The sequence below is a fragment of the Streptomyces sp. NPDC093586 genome (assembly GCF_044764905.1).
Classification (GTDB): Bacteria; Actinomycetota; Actinomycetes; order Streptomycetales; family Streptomycetaceae; genus Streptomyces.
In genome coordinates, this window is record NZ_JBIWJA010000007.1 from 167,933 (window position 1) to 181,624 (window position 13,692).

At 71.8% G+C, this 13,692-nt stretch carries 12 protein-coding genes; 7 read left to right on the top strand and 5 right to left on the bottom strand.

Going from position 1 to position 13,692, the window contains the following annotated elements; translation table 11 throughout:
• Nucleotides 1-121 precede the first annotated feature (121 nt).
• Together ACIRFH_RS10885 and rhaI are read right to left on the bottom strand one after the other, a co-directional pair.
• Nucleotides 122-2,167 carry a bifunctional aldolase/short-chain dehydrogenase gene (locus ACIRFH_RS10885; RefSeq protein ID WP_403519032.1) on the bottom strand — a complete coding sequence of 682 codons (2,046 nt, stop codon included), beginning with the start codon at nucleotides 2,165-2,167 and terminating at the stop codon, nucleotides 122-124.
• A gap of 56 nt (nucleotides 2,168-2,223) precedes the next feature.
• A complete protein-coding gene (gene rhaI / locus ACIRFH_RS10890; RefSeq protein ID WP_403519035.1) occupies nucleotides 2,224-3,390 on the bottom strand; it encodes an L-rhamnose isomerase in 1,167 nt (388 codons plus the stop codon).
• A gap of 359 nt (nucleotides 3,391-3,749) precedes the next feature.
• Here rhaI and ACIRFH_RS10895 point away from each other — a divergent pair, with 359 nt between their 5' ends.
• The 7 genes from ACIRFH_RS10895 to ACIRFH_RS10925 all read left to right on the top strand — a co-directional run bounded on the left by ACIRFH_RS10895 (nucleotide 3,750) and on the right by ACIRFH_RS10925 (nucleotide 10,656).
• A complete protein-coding gene (locus ACIRFH_RS10895; protein WP_403519037.1) occupies nucleotides 3,750-5,279 on the top strand; it encodes a sugar ABC transporter ATP-binding protein in 1,530 nt (509 codons plus the stop codon).
• Nucleotides 5,276-6,331, top strand: a complete 1,056-nt coding sequence (locus tag ACIRFH_RS10900) for an ABC transporter permease (protein WP_403519039.1) — start codon at nucleotides 5,276-5,278, stop codon at nucleotides 6,329-6,331. The genes ACIRFH_RS10895 and ACIRFH_RS10900 overlap by 4 nt, the downstream gene beginning before the upstream one ends.
• Nucleotides 6,324-7,355, top strand: a complete 1,032-nt coding sequence (locus ACIRFH_RS10905) for an ABC transporter permease (RefSeq protein WP_403519041.1) — start codon at nucleotides 6,324-6,326, stop codon at nucleotides 7,353-7,355. Before ACIRFH_RS10900 ends, ACIRFH_RS10905 begins: the two co-directional genes overlap by 8 nt.
• 79 nt (nucleotides 7,356-7,434) lie before the next feature.
• Complete coding sequence (gene rhaS, locus ACIRFH_RS10910; RefSeq protein ID WP_403519042.1) at nucleotides 7,435-8,520, top strand: rhamnose ABC transporter substrate-binding protein; 1,086 nt, start codon at nucleotides 7,435-7,437, stop codon at nucleotides 8,518-8,520.
• Between the two features lie 89 nt (nucleotides 8,521-8,609).
• Complete coding sequence (locus tag ACIRFH_RS10915) at nucleotides 8,610-8,930, top strand: L-rhamnose mutarotase (RefSeq protein ID WP_403519044.1); 321 nt, start codon at nucleotides 8,610-8,612, stop codon at nucleotides 8,928-8,930.
• Nucleotides 8,931-9,011: 81 nt separating this feature from the next.
• Nucleotides 9,012-10,040 carry a LacI family DNA-binding transcriptional regulator gene (locus tag ACIRFH_RS10920; RefSeq protein WP_403519046.1) on the top strand — a complete coding sequence of 343 codons (1,029 nt, stop codon included), beginning with the start codon at nucleotides 9,012-9,014 and terminating at the stop codon, nucleotides 10,038-10,040.
• Nucleotides 10,041-10,218: 178 nt separating this feature from the next.
• Nucleotides 10,219-10,656 carry a DUF3592 domain-containing protein gene (locus tag ACIRFH_RS10925; RefSeq protein ID WP_403519048.1) on the top strand — a complete coding sequence of 146 codons (438 nt, stop codon included), beginning with the start codon at nucleotides 10,219-10,221 and terminating at the stop codon, nucleotides 10,654-10,656.
• A 276-nt stretch (nucleotides 10,657-10,932) separates the two neighbouring features.
• Here the strand turns inward: ACIRFH_RS10925 and ACIRFH_RS10930 are convergent, their stop codons facing one another.
• The 3 genes from ACIRFH_RS10930 to ACIRFH_RS10940 form a co-directional block, all read right to left on the bottom strand.
• The gene (locus ACIRFH_RS10930) at nucleotides 10,933-11,460 is read right to left on the bottom strand and encodes a hypothetical protein (RefSeq protein ID WP_403519049.1); all 528 of its coding nucleotides are present in this window, start codon (nucleotides 11,458-11,460) and stop codon (nucleotides 10,933-10,935) included.
• A gap of 264 nt (nucleotides 11,461-11,724) precedes the next feature.
• The gene (locus tag ACIRFH_RS10935; protein ID WP_403519051.1) at nucleotides 11,725-12,831 is read right to left on the bottom strand and encodes a class I mannose-6-phosphate isomerase; all 1,107 of its coding nucleotides are present in this window, start codon (nucleotides 12,829-12,831) and stop codon (nucleotides 11,725-11,727) included.
• Nucleotides 12,828-13,667, bottom strand: a complete 840-nt coding sequence (locus ACIRFH_RS10940) for an SDR family oxidoreductase (RefSeq protein ID WP_403519053.1) — start codon at nucleotides 13,665-13,667, stop codon at nucleotides 12,828-12,830. Before ACIRFH_RS10940 ends, ACIRFH_RS10935 begins: the two co-directional genes overlap by 4 nt.
• Between the last annotated feature and the right edge of the window lie 25 nt (nucleotides 13,668-13,692).

The window sequence follows — 13,692 nt, forward strand, 5'->3', positions numbered from 1 at the left end:
TGCGCGGCGAGGAGTGGTCGGACGTGTGGGGCAGGAGGGGAGGGGCGGAGAAGCGGGCCCGCCCGCCCTGCGCCCCGGCGCCGGTGCGCGTGCCGCACCGGCGCCGGGGCGTGCTTCCGGGTCAGCGCAGGAAGGCCGCGGCGACGCCCGCGTCCACCGGGATGTGCAGCCCGGTGGTGTGGGTCAGGTCGCCGCCGGTGAGGGCGAAGACCGCGTTCGCCACGTGCTCGGGCAGCACCTCGCGCTTGAGCAGCGTGCGCTGGGCGTAGAACTCGCCCAGCTTCTCCTCCTCCACGCCGTACACGGCGGCCCGCTCGGCGCCCCAGCCGCCGGCGAAGATGCCGGAGCCGCGGACGACCCCGTCGGGGTTGACGCCGTTGACGCGGATGCCGTGCTCGCCGAGTTCGGCGGCCAGCAGGCGCACCTGGTGTGCCTGGTCGGCCTTGGTCGCGCCGTAGGCGATGTTGTTGGGCCCCGCGAAGACACCGTTCTTGGAAGCGATGTAGACGATGTCGCCGCCGAGCTTCTGGGCGGTCATCACCCGGGCGGCCTCGCGGGAGACCAGGAAGGAGCCGCGGGCCATGACGGCGTGCTGGAGGTCCCAGTCCTTGGCGGTGGTCTCCAGCAACGGCTTGGAGATGGAGATGCCGGCGTTGTTGACGACCAGGTCGACGCCGCCGAAGGCGAGCACCGCCTCGGCGAACGCGGCGGCGATCTGCTCCTCGCTGGTGACGTCGACCGCGACGGCCACCGCCCGGTCGGGTCCGCCGAGTTCCTCGGCGACGGTGGCCGCGCCCTCGGCGTCGAGGTCGGCGATCACGACGCAGGCGCCCTCGGCGGCGAGCCGGTGGGCGATGGCCTTCCCGATGCCGGAGCCGGCGCCGGTGACCAGGGCGACGCGGGTGGCCAGCGGCTTGGGCGCGGGCATCCGGCGCAGCTTGGCCTCCTCCAGCTCCCAGTACTCGATGCGGAACTTCTCCGACTCCTCGATGGGGCTGTAGGAGGAGACGGCCTCGGCGCCGCGCATCACGTTGATCGCGTTGACGTAGAACTCGCCGGCGACCCGGGCGGTCTGCTTGTCCTTGCCGAAGGAGAACATGCCCACGCCGGGCACGAGGACGATGGCGGGGTCGGCGCCGCGCATGGCGGGCGAGCCGGGGACGGCGTGGCGCTCGTAGTAGGCCCGGTACTCGGCGCGGTACTCGGTGTGCAGCTCCTGCAGACGGGCGACGGCCCGCTCCAGGGGAGCGTCGGCCGGCAGGTCCAGGACGAGGGGGCGGACCTTGGTGCGCAGGAAGTGGTCGGGGCAGGAGGTGCCGAGGGCGGCGAGGCGCGGGTGCTCGGCGCGGGAGAGGAAGTCCAGCACGACGTCGTCGTCGGTGAAGTGGCCGACCTGGGGGTGGTCGGCGGACGCGAGGGCGCGAACGTGCGGGGCGAGCGCGGCGGCGCGGGCGCGGCGCTCCTCGTCGGGCAGGGGTGCGTACCCGTCGGTCACCGGCCCGAAGGGTTCGGGGCGGCCCTTCTCGGCGAGGAAGGCCTCGGCGGTGCGGATGATGTACAGCGAGTTGGCCTCGCACTCCTCGGAGGTGGCGCCCCACGCGGTGATGCCGTGGCCGCCGAGGACGCAGCCGACGGCCTGCGGGTTGGCCTCCTTGACGGCGGCGATGTCCAGGCCGAGCTGGAATCCGGGGCGCCGCCACGGCACCCAGACGACCTTGTCACCGAAGCACTCGGCGGTCAGCTTCTCGCCGTCGACCGCGCAGGCCAGCGCGATGCCGGAGTCGGGGTGCAGGTGGTCCACGTGGGCCGCGTCGACCAGGCCGTGCATGGCGGTGTCGATGGACGGGGCGGCGCCGCCCTTGCCGTGCAGGCAGTAGTCGAACGCGGCGACCATCTCGTCCTCGCGCTCGACGCCGGGGTAGACGTCCTTCAGCGCGTGCAGCCGGTCGAGGCGGAGCGCGGCCAGCCCTTCGGCCTTCAGGGTGCCCAGGTCCCCGCCGGAGCCCTTGACCCACAGCAGCTCCGTCTCGCCGCCGGTGACCGGGTCGGTCGCGGTGCCCTTGGCGGACGTGTTGCCGCCCGCGTAGTTGGTGTTGCGCGGGTCCGAGCCCAGGCGGTGCGAGCGCGCCAGGAGTTCGGCGACTTCGGGGTGGAGGGCGGAGGCCATGGTGATCTTTCCTTCGGGACGGGATGACGACGGGGATGCCGGGGACTCGGGGGCTGTCACGCGCCCCAGCCGGCCTGCTCGCCGCCCACGCGTTCGGCGACGATCCGCTCCTGCCAGCCGCTGGCGCGGTAGGCGGCGACCGGGTCGGGGTGCAGACCCTTCTCCTCGCGGATCTCGGCGAGCAGCGGGCGCACGTCGGTGTTGTACGCGTCCATCAGCACGGCGTTGGCGGCCAGGACGTCGCCCTCGGCCTGGGCCGCGGACAGCGCCTCGGCGTCGACGAGCAGGGCCTTGGCGGTGGCTTCCTGCACGTTCATCACGGAACGGATGACGGCGGGGATCTTGGCCTCGATGTTGTGGCACTGGTCGAGCATGAAGGCGACGCCGGCGGCGGGGTCCAGGCCGCCGTTCCTGACGACCTCGTGCATGATCCGGAAGAGCTGGAAGGGGTCGGCGGCGCCGACCATGAGGTCGTCGTCGGCGTAGAAGCGGGAGTTGAAGTCGAAGCCTCCCAGCTTCCCCTCGCGCAGCAGGACCGCCACGATGAACTCGATGTTGGTCCCGGGCGCGTGGTGGCCGGTGTCGACGACGACCTGCGCCCGGTCGCCGAGCTTGAGGCAGTGCGCGTAGGCCGTGCCCCAGTCGGGGACGTCGGTCGTGTAGAAGGCGGGCTCGAAGAGCTTGTACTCCAGGAGGATCCGCTGGTCGTCGCCGAGGCGCTCGTAGACGGCCCGGAGCGCTTCGGCGAGGCGGTCCTGGCGGGCCGCGACGTCGTCCTGGCCGGGGTAGTTGGTGCCGTCGGCGAACCACAGCTTCAGGTCGCGCGAGCCGGTGGCGTCCATGATGTCGACGCACTCCATGAGGTGCGCGAGCGCCTTGCGCCGCACCGCGGCGTCGGGGTGGCAGACGCTGCCGAGCCGGTAGTCGTCCTCCTGGAACACGTTGGCGTTGATGGCGCCCAGTTCCAGGCCGCGGTCCTTCGCGTGGGCGGCGAGCGCGGCGTAGTCGTCCACCTTGTCCCAGGGGATGTGCAGCGCCACCCGGGGGGCGATGCCGGTGAACTCGTGCACCTTGGCCGCGTCGTCCAGTTTCTCGCGCGGTGTGCGTGGCACGCCTTGCTGCGCGAACACCTTGAAACGCGTTCCGGAGTTGCCGTAGCCCCAGGAAGGCGTCTCGACCCGCTGGTCGGCGAGTGCGGTTTTCACGGCAGTGATGTCAGGCATGTCCACCTCTGAATACGCAAGGTGCCCCGTCCCGGGGCATGTGAAGGACCCATTGAGTGAATCGATTCAGGATGTCGCTGAAACTAACCCGTGCCCGTAACCCCGTCAAGGGTCCGCGGAGAGCCCGGTGGGCCTGCTCCCGGATCGCCGGCACACGACACCGCGGCAGCCTTCTCGGCAGGTGACTACGCGTCCCAACAGGGCCTGTTGGGGCCTCGCCCACCGCGTGCGCGATTTCTCCCGACCGCATGCCGTCCGGACCCTTGACGCCCCGGACGAGCCGCGGCTAGCTTCCGGGCAACCCCGTTGAAACATTTCATAGCGCGGTTTCCATCCGGCACACGTACTGGAGAGAACCCATGACTCGTCCCGAACCGGAGACCACTCCGGTGCTCGCCCTGGAGGGAGTGAGTAAATCCTTCGGCGCCGTCCGGGCCCTGCGCGACGTGTCGCTGCGCCTCTACGCCGGCGAGGCCCACGCCCTGGCCGGCGAGAACGGCGCCGGCAAGTCGACCCTGATCAAGACCCTCGCGGGCGTGCACCGTCCGGACACCGGCCGGGTCCTCCTCGACGGCGAGCCGGTGGACTTCCACGGTCCGGCCGACGCCCGCGACGCGGGGATCGCCGTGATCTACCAGGAGCCGACGCTCTTCCCCGATCTGTCCGTCGCGGAGAACATCTTCATCGGGCGCCAGCCGCGCCGCTCCCTGGGCCGGGTGGACCACCGCGCGGTCGAGCGGGCCGCGTCCGGCCTCTTCTCCCGCCTCGGTGTCGCCCTCGACCCCGACCGGCCGGCGCGCGGCCTGTCCATCGCGGACCAGCAGCTCGTGGAGATCGCCAAGGCCCTGTCCTTCGACGCCCGTGTGCTGATCATGGACGAACCGACGGCGGCGCTCACCGGCAGCGAGGTGGCCCGGCTGTTCGGCGTGGTCAGGACACTGCGCGAGCAGGGATCGGCGGTGCTGTTCATCTCGCACCGCCTGGAGGAGGTCTTCGAGCTGTGCCAGCGGGTCACCACGCTGCGGGACGGTGCCTGGATCGCCAGTGAGCCCCTCTCCGAGCTCGACGAGGACGGCCTGGTCCGGCGCATGGTCGGCCGCGACCTGGAGGAGCTCTACCCCAAGCAGGAGACCCGGATCGGCGAGGTCGCCCTCAGCGTGCGCCGGCTGACGCGCGAGGGGGTGTTCACCGACGTCTCCCTCGACGTCCGCCGCGGCGAGATCGTCGGTCTGGCCGGACTGGTCGGGGCGGGCCGCAGCGAGGTGGCCCGGGCCGTCTTCGGCATCGACCGCTTCGACGGCGGCGAGGTCGAGGTGCTCGGCCGGAAACTTCCGACGGGGGCTCCCAGCGTCGCCATGGCCGCGGGCATCGCCCTGGTGCCCGAGGACCGCCGCGCCCAGGGCCTGGTGATGGACATGTCCATCGAGCGGAACATCGGCCTCACCGGCTTCGCGGCCACCTCCCGTGCCGGGCTGATGAACCGCCGGGCCGAACGCAGCCGCGCCGTGGACTGGGCGACCAGGCTCCAGGTGAAGTACGCCCGGCTGGCCGACGTCGTCGGGACGCTCTCGGGCGGCAACCAGCAGAAGGTCGTCCTCGCCAAATGGCTCGCCACGGCACCCCAGGTGCTGATCGTCGACGAGCCGACCCGCGGCATCGACGTGGGGACCAAGGCCGAGGTGCACCGCCTGCTGTCCTCGCTCGCCGCCGACGGCGTGGCCGTCCTGATGATCTCGTCCGACCTGCCGGAGATCCTCGGCATGGCCGACCGGATCCTGGTGATGCACGAGGGCCGGCTGACCGCCGAGATCCCCCGGGCGGACGCCACCGAGGAGACCGTGATGGCAGCCGCGACCGGCCGCGCCGACCGAGGGAGGAAGACAGCATGACCACGACCGTCGAGCCGATGCGACAGGACACCGCACCCGGGTCCGTCGCCGCACGGCGGCTCATGGACAGGTTGTTCAAGGCGCGCGAACTGGCCGTGATCGCCGTACTGGTGGTCATACTCGGCGCCACCCAGCTCTCCAACGGCGAGTTCCTGTCCCAGCAGGGCGTCAAGGACCTGCTGCTGAACGCGACCATCCTGGTGCTGGTCGCGATCGGTCAGGCGATGGTGGTGATCACCCGCAACGTCGACCTGTCGGTCGGCTCGGTGCTGGGCGTCTCCGCCTTCGCCGCGGGGCTCTACCTCCAGGACGGCGGCAACGCGCTCGTCGCCGTGCTGCTGGCGGTGGTGATCGGCGCGCTGTTCGGCGTGGTCAACGGCGCGCTGGTCAGCCTCGGCAAGGTGCCGGCGCTGGTGGTGACCCTGGGCACCCTGTACATCGTCCGCGGCATCGACTCGATCTGGGTCGGCTCCCGCCAGATCACCGCGAGCGACCTGCCCGGCGGCTTCGTGGACTTCGGCCACGACGGCGTCCTCGTGATGCCCTACCTCGCCCTGCTCGCCGTCGCCGTGCTGCTGGTCGCCGCCTACTACCTCCGCAGCTACCGCAGTGGCCGCGACATGTACGCCCTGGGGTCCAACCCGGAGGCCGCCCGGCTCGCCGGTGTCCCCGTCCGGGCCCGCATCATGACGGCCTACGTGGTGTGCGGCGCGCTCGCCGGACTGGCCGGCGCCCTCTACCTCGCCCGGTTCGGCAACGTCGACTCCAACACCGGCAGCGGCTACGAACTCATGGTGGTCAGCGCCGTGGTCGTCGGCGGCGTCGCCTTCACCGGCGGCTCGGGCACCGTCCACGGTGCCGCGCTCGGCGCGGTGCTGCTGACCTCCGTCAACGGTGTGCTCCCGGCCCTGGGCGTCAGCTCGGTCTGGGTCACCGCCATCAACGGCTTCCTGCTGCTGCTCGCCATCGCCGTCGACCGGCTCCTGGCGCTGCGGGTGGCCGGGACGCTGCGCAAGAAGGCCGCCCGGACGAGGAGTGCCCGCCATGCCTGACACACACGTCAAGTCCCCCGCGCTCGCCCGTCCCGGCGGGGCGGTGCGCTGGGACACCTCGGTCGGCCTCCTGCTGGTCGTCCTGCTGATCTGCTCGTTCTCCTTCGTCGAGAACTTCGGCAACGCCCTCAACGTGTCCTTCCTCATCGGCAACACCCTGCCCATCGCGCTGATCGCGCTACCGATGGCGATGCTCGTGGTGTCCGGCGAGGTGGACCTCTCGGTGGCCTCCACCGCCGGCCTCTCCAGCGCGGTGATGGGCGCGCTGTGGAACGCGGGCATGGCGATCGAGACGATCATCCCGCTGTGCGTGCTGCTGGGCGTGGTGTGCGGCCTGGTCAACGGGCTGCTCGTCACCCGGCTCGGACTGCCGTCCCTGGCGGTCACGATCGGCACGCTCGGCGCCTACCGGGGCATCGCGCAGATCGTGCTCGGCTCCGACTCGGTGACCGACTTCCCCACCCAGTACCTGGACTTCGGTTCCGGCCGGTTCGGGGACACCTTCCTCCCGTACGCCGCCGTGCCGTTCGCCGTGCTGCTGGCGATCGCGGTCGTCCTGCTGCACGCCACGCGCTTCGGCCGCTCGCTGTTCGCCGTCGGCGCCTGCGAGGAGGCCGCCCGCTTCGCCGGCGTCCGGGTCAAGCGGCTCAAGCTGGCCATGTTCGTGTCCACGGGTGTCGTCTCCGCCCTCACCGGCGTGTTCTGGACGCTGCACTACGCCAGTGCCCGCTACGACAACGCGACGGGTCTGGAGCTGTCCGTGATCGCCGCGGTGCTGCTCGGCGGCATCGACTTCGACGGCGGCAAGGGCACGCTCGGCGGCGCCGTCGCCGGTGTGTTCCTGCTCGGCACGATGCAGAACGTCATGAGCCTGCTGAACGTCACCGCCCAGTCCCAGACCGTGGCCACCGGTGTCCTGCTCGTCGTCTCCGTCCTGGCTCCCCGGATCGGCCGGCAGGTCTCCCGGGCCCGCGCCCGGGGAAGGACGGCCGCCTCCCCGCCGACGACGGCCCCGTCCTCGTAGCCCTTCTCTCCTCGCGCCCAGAACGCTCCGGCCCGCCGGGCCGTTCCCCTCCCCCGCCCGCACAGGTAAAGGACCGCCCATGTTCGCCACCTCCGCCGGATCGCGCCGCGCCGCCCTCGCCCTCGCCACCGTCACCGCCCTCGCTCTCGGCGCCACCGCCTGCGGCGGCACCACCAAGGACGACGCGGCCGAGGAGGGCGGCAGCGCGGCGGTCGGCAAGGCCGATCCCGACGCCGCGACCAAGAAGGGCCTCACCGTCGCGTTCCTGCCCAAGCAGGTCAACAACCCCTACTTCACCACCGCCGACTCCGGCGGCAAGAAGGCCTTGGAGGAACTGGGCTCCAGCTACAAGGAGGTCGGCACCAGCAGCGGCACCGACACCGCCGGCCAGGTCGGTTACGTCAACACGCTGACCCAGCAGCGGGTCGACGCCATGGCCGTCTCCGCACAGGACCCCGGTGCCCTGTGCACCGCGCTCAAGCAGGCCATGCGGGGCGGCGTCAGCGTCGTCACCTACGACTCCGACACCAACAAGGACTGCCGCCAGGTGTTCGTCTCCCCGGCCTCCACCGAGGACCTCGGACGCACCCAGGTCGAGCTGCTGTCCAAGCAGATCGGTGGCAAGGGCGAGATCGCGATCCTGTCCGCCGCGCAGACCGCGACGAACCAGAACGCCTGGATCGACGTCATGAAGGAGGAGTTGAAGAAGCCCGCCTACAAGGACATCAAGCTGGTCGAGGTCGCCTACGGGGACGACGACGCCCAGAAGTCGTTCCAGCAGACCCAGGGCCTGCTCCAGGAGTACCCGGACCTGAAGGGGATCATCTCCCCGACCACGGTGGGCATCAAGGCCGCCGCCCAGTACCTGTCCGGCTCCAAGTACAAGGGCAAGGTCAAGCTCACCGGTCTCGGCACCCCGAACGACATGCGCGCCTACGTCAAGAACGGCACCGTCGAGGCGTTCGAGCTGTGGGAGCCGGCCAAGCTCGGCGCGCTCGCCGCGCACGCCGCGGTCGCCCTGGAGTCCGGACAGATCACCGGCCGGCAGGGCGAGACGTTCAAGGCCGGCGATCTGGGGAGCTTCACCCTGGGCGCGGACGGCGTCGTCTCGCCGGGCGAGCCGACCGTCTTCGAGAAGGCCAACATCGACCGGTACCACTTCTGACGGCTTCCGGCCCGTACCGACTCCCGTGACGACCGCGGTGGGGCCCCGGTGATCGCCGGGTCCCCACCGCACGGCAGCAAGGTGATCCGATGCAACGCGTCTGTTTCCTCCTGAAGGTCCGCGCCGAGAAGGCCGCCGAATACCGTGAACGCCACCGGGACGTGTGGGCGGACATGCGTGCCGCCCTCACCGAGGCGGGATGGCGCAACTACTCCCTCTTCCTGCGGGAGGACGGCCTGCTCGTCGGCTACCTCGAGACCGACGACTTCGAGGCGGCCCGCGCGGCCATGGACGCGACCGAGGTGAACGCCCGCTGGCAGGCCGAGATGGCGGAGTTCTTCGAGGAGCTCGACGGGCGGGCGCCCGATGCCGCCATGCGTCCTCTCGCCGAGGTCTTCCACCTGGCGTGAACCGGCGGTCCCGGCTCTGCAGGACGAACACCACCCCGCGTCGGTCCGACGGCGGGGCAAGAACAGCAGGAGACACCACACATGACGCACTCCACGCCGGCGGTCGGCATCAAGGACGTGGCACGGGAGGCGGGTGTCTCCGTCGGCACGGTGTCCAACGTGCTCAACCGGCCCGGCCGGGTCTCGCAGCGGACCAGGCGTCATGTGGAGCAGGTGATCGCGCGCCTGGGCTACGTGCGCAGCGAGTCCGCCCGGCAGCTGCGGGCGGGCCGCAGCCGTGTGGTGGCGGTGCTCGTCCTGGACATGGGCAACCCGTTCTTCGTCGACCTGGCCCGGGGAGCGGAGCGCACGGCCCGAAAGGCGGGTCTCGCCGTGACGCTGTGCAACAGTGCGCAGAGCGCGCGGAAGGAGGCCGAGTATCTCGATCTCTTCGCCGAGCAGCGGGTCCGTGGGGTGCTGGTCACGCCCGCCGATCCCAGCGGGCGGAGTCTGGGCGACTTCCGCCGGCACGGCATTCCCTACGTGCTCGTGGACCGGGTGGCGGGGGACGAGGAGGGCTGTTCCGTCTCGGTCGACGACGTCGCCGGGGGTGCCATGGCGGTCCGGCATCTCACGGGTGCCGGGCACCGGTCGCTCGCCTATGTCAGCGGGCCGCCCCGGCTGAGGCAGATCCAGGACCGCAGGACGGGGGCCCTGAACGCCGTCGCCGAGGCCGGCCTGTCCCCCGCCGCGTTGCAGGAACTGCCCACCGAGCACCTGGACGTGGCCGCCGGACGGGACGCGGGGGCGAGGCTGCTGGGCCTGGCCACGCGGCCCACGGCGGTCTTCTGCGCCAACGACCTGCTGGCCCTCGGCGTGCTCCAGTTCATGTACACGGCCGGGGTCAAGGTCCCGGACGACATGGCCATCGTCGGGTACGACGACATCGAGTTCGCCGCCGCGGCGACCGTCCCGTTGACCTCGGTCCGTCAGCCCGCCCGCGCGATGGGCGCGCTGGCGGCCGACCTGCTGCTCCAGGAGGCGGGCGACCGGGCGGACGAGCACCGGCACCAGCACGTGGTCCTCCGGCCCGAGCTGGTCGTCCGGGATTCGAGCCTGTCGCCGCGCTGACCCCGGGCACTGCGCGCGGGCAGGGGCGGCGCCGGCCGTCGGACGCCGCTCGGGTAGGGTCCGCGTGCACCGGCACGGCCACAGCCGCGCGGCTGGCCGGCGGACGTGAGTCCTGACGAGGACGTGAGTCCTGACGAGGACGTGAGTCCTGACGACGAGTACGGGGGTGCCCAGCGCCATGAACGCGTTGTTCCACATCTGCATGGTGCTCTTGCTGGGCGGCTGTGTCTGGGCCGCGGTCGCGCTGGTCCGCCGGACGCGGCAGCGGCGCGAGGCCTGGGAGAGCGGACTGAGCGCGCCGGCGCGGGTGGTGCGCGCCTGGGCCACGACCCAGATGGTCAACAACGTGGCCCGGCGCGTGCAGTGGCACGAGTACGACTACACCACCCGGGACGGCCGCGCGATCCGGTTCAAGGAGCCCGGCGGCCCCCGGGACCGGGCCGAGGGCGACACGGTCCCCGTCTACTACGCGGCGCACGAGCCGGACAAGGCCACCGCCTCCGAACCGCAGCTCGGCAAGGACGCGGCGACGCTGGTGTTCTGGCTGCTGCTCCTGGGGGCCTGTGCCGTGTTCCTGCTGTACGAGTGGGTGAGCCTGTCCACGGCCCTGAGCTGAGACCGTGCACTTCCTGGACGGGCGTCCGCCACGGGGCCGGACGCCCGGAGTTCCCAGGATCCGTCGTTCGGATCATGCCGGCGTCGCGGGGCGTGGCACGCGCATCCGCGGCATTGTCGTCGGTTGTCGACTCCCCCACGCTCGGCTTCGCTCGCGCGGAGGACCCCCATCGCGTCGACGCCCTCCTCCGCCTTGTGGCTGCACGCACCACGCCCCGCTCGGGTCGGCCGAAAAGCGCAGTCTCGCTTTCGGCCGGCCTGATCCGAACGACGGACCCTAGCCCACCCAGCTCCGCAGCAGCTTCTCCCGCTCCGCGCCCCGAGGCGTCCCGCCCCCTCGCTCACGGCCCCACTTCGCCATCGCCGCCAGCGTCGTGGACATCGTCGCGGCGCCCTCGGTGAGGCGGGACAGGAGGGCGCGGGAGAGGTCGATCTCCGCCTGCTCGTAGCCGACGGCCGCGGCCACGTAGGCCGTCAGCTCGTGGTCGCCGTCGGACGCCGCCACGTTCACCGTCATCGTCGCCGGGGCCTCGTCCACCCGGCCCGGGCCCATGGGCAGGACCAGGTTCACCACCGTGCCCACGGCCAGGTCCTTGATCACGCCGGCCTGCCGCACGAGGGACTTCACGGGGACGTCCGTCACCGTCAGGGCGCGTACGTCCTCCCACAGGTGGACACCGGACTGCCGGTCGCCGAGCGCGACCACGCCCTCGGGGGTCAGGCGTACCCCGGGCGCCAGGCCGGACGGCTTCGCGCCCACGTACACGTCGCCCTCGGCGATCCAGAACAGGCCCACCATGGCCATGCGTCGCTCACTTCTTCTCGCGGCGGCACCGCCGCCGGGTCTCATGTCGAAACGATCAGGTCGACCTCCGCGACGAGCGGAGGAGTACGGGTGTTCCCGCTGCGCCGGGGCGTTCCGGGACGTTCGTCCGAGCCCATGATATGGCCATGACGATTCCCGGCCGGCGGTTCGGCCTGTTCACACCGGGGGCACGCAGCAGCGCTTCCTGACGGTGTGAGGCGCCGGCCGGGCGGTACGGTGCCGCGGTCGCGCTCGTCCGGCGGTTCAGGACGCCCGGGTGTCCGTGTCGCCGGTGTCCGCGCCGGCGCCGAGGGCGTCGATGAGGTGGAGCGGGTAGCCGGCGTCGAGCAGGGGGCGGTGGACGTCGCGGGCGAGGTCGGGCAGGTAGCCGAACAGGACGTCGGCCGGGCCGGTGATCTCGACCTCTTCGCAGGCGGCGGGCAGCAGGAGTGTCTCCGCCCGGCCGAGTTCCTCGCTCCACACGCCGGTCCGCACCCGTACCGGGGCGCCCGCGTTGGTCAGGATCCGGGCGGTGGCGAACCGGTGGCGCAGCGGCTCCGCGGTGCCGGCACGCCAGCGTTCGAGGGCGAAGTACGGGCCGGCGCACAGGAAGACCCGTTCCACCCCGTCGCCGACGGCGATGCCCAGCCCGGGCGTGAAGTCCGGTCGGGTCGTCAGGTCGGCCTGCCGCATCAGCATGTCGAGGTTGGAGCCGAACTCCTCGTCACCCACCGGGGAGCCGTCCTCCATGTTCCAGCGCATCGCGTGCTGCTGGATGTCGGAGGTCTGCTCGATCTCGTAGACCAGGGTGTCGGGTCCGAAGCTGTGCGGGGTGCCGCCGGGTACGTAGAGGGTCTGGCCCGCCCGCACGGGAAGGCGGCGCAGGACGGCGTCGAAGTCCTGCGCCTCCAGCGCGGCCCGCAGCCGGTCGGCGCTCACGCCGTCCTTGACGCCGCACAGGGCGGTCGCGCCGGGGGCGGCCGCCAGGATGTGCCAGGCCTCGGTCTTGCCGTTGGGCTGCCCCTCCAGGCGCCGGGCGGACTCGTCGTCGGCGTGCAGGTGCACGGGCAGGGTTCCGGTGGCGTCGATGAACTTCGTCAGTACGGGAAAGTACCGGCCGGACCACCCGGGGCCCATCAGTTCCTCGGGATGGTCGTGGACGATCTGGCGCAGGGACCGGCCGGCCAGGGGCCCGGCGGTCACCACACCGCTGTTGCCGTCGACGTCGCTGCACTCCCAGGTCTCGGCGACGCTCCAGTCCGGGAGGCCGGTCTTGCCCAGGCGGCGGGCGATGGCGTGTCCGCCGAACACCAGCGGCTTCGCCGTGACCGTCAGCCGCAGCGGGTACAGGTGGTCCCCGGGGGAACTCACAGGATCGGCTGCCCGCCGGTGACCGCGATCCGGGCCCCGGAGACGTAACTGGCCTCGTCGGAGGCGAGCAGCACGTAGACCGGTGCCAGCTCGGCCGGCTGTCCCGGCCGTCCGAGCGGTACCTGGGATCCGAAGCTCTCCACCTGCTCCGGCGGCATGGTCGCGGGGATGAGCGGCGTCCAGATGGGTCCGGGGGCCACGCTGTTGGCGCGGATGCCCTTCGAGGCCAGCATCTGGGCCAGGGAACCGACCATGTTGGCGATGCCCGCCTTGGTGACGTTGTACGGGAGCAGTTGCGGCGGCGGGCTGTCGGAGTTGACCGAGGTGCTGCCGATGATGGCCGAACCGGGCCGCATGTGCGGGACGGCGGCCTTGACCAGGTGGAAGAAGGCGCTGATGTTGATCGCCAGGGTGCGGTCCCACTCCTCGTCGGGGATGTCCTCGACGGAGTCCCGCGTCATCTGGAACGCGGCGTTGTTGACCAGCACGTCGATCCGGCCGAACTCCTCCACGGCCTTGTCGACGATCGCCCGGCAGTGCGCCGGGTCGGCCACGTCACCGGGCACCAGCACACACGTACGGCCCGCCTCCTTCACCCAGCGCCGTGTCTCCTGCGCGTCCTCGTGCTCGTCGAGGTAGGAGATCAGGACGTCCGCGCCCTCACGGGCGTAGGCGATCGCCACCGCGCGCCCGATGCCGCTGTCCCCGCCCGTGATCACCGCGGCCTTGCCGGCCAGCCGCCCGGATCCGCGGTAGCTGTCCTCCCCGTGGTCCGGCCTGGGAACCATGTCGGACGTGACACCGGGAGGGGTCTGCTGCTGACGGGGCTGGGACATGGGGACTCCTGCCGTGCGAGGGAAC

Coding starts and splice junctions, on each gene's coding strand:
- ACIRFH_RS10885 (WP_403519032.1), bottom strand. CDS start 2,167: ATGGCCTCCGCCCTCCACCCCGAAGTCGCCGAACTCCTGGCGCGCTCG.
- rhaI (WP_403519035.1), bottom strand. CDS start 3,390: ATGCCTGACATCACTGCCGTGAAAACCGCACTCGCCGACCAGCGGGTC.
- ACIRFH_RS10895 (WP_403519037.1), top strand. CDS start 3,750: ATGACTCGTCCCGAACCGGAGACCACTCCGGTGCTCGCCCTGGAGGGA.
- ACIRFH_RS10900 (WP_403519039.1), top strand. CDS start 5,276: ATGACCACGACCGTCGAGCCGATGCGACAGGACACCGCACCCGGGTCC.
- ACIRFH_RS10905 (WP_403519041.1), top strand. CDS start 6,324: ATGCCTGACACACACGTCAAGTCCCCCGCGCTCGCCCGTCCCGGCGGG.
- rhaS (WP_403519042.1), top strand. CDS start 7,435: ATGTTCGCCACCTCCGCCGGATCGCGCCGCGCCGCCCTCGCCCTCGCC.
- ACIRFH_RS10915 (WP_403519044.1), top strand. CDS start 8,610: ATGCAACGCGTCTGTTTCCTCCTGAAGGTCCGCGCCGAGAAGGCCGCC.
- ACIRFH_RS10920 (WP_403519046.1), top strand. CDS start 9,012: ATGACGCACTCCACGCCGGCGGTCGGCATCAAGGACGTGGCACGGGAG.
- ACIRFH_RS10925 (WP_403519048.1), top strand. CDS start 10,219: ATGAACGCGTTGTTCCACATCTGCATGGTGCTCTTGCTGGGCGGCTGT.
- ACIRFH_RS10930 (WP_403519049.1), bottom strand. CDS start 11,460: ATGGCCATGGTGGGCCTGTTCTGGATCGCCGAGGGCGACGTGTACGTG.
- ACIRFH_RS10940 (WP_403519053.1), bottom strand. CDS start 13,667: ATGTCCCAGCCCCGTCAGCAGCAGACCCCTCCCGGTGTCACGTCCGAC.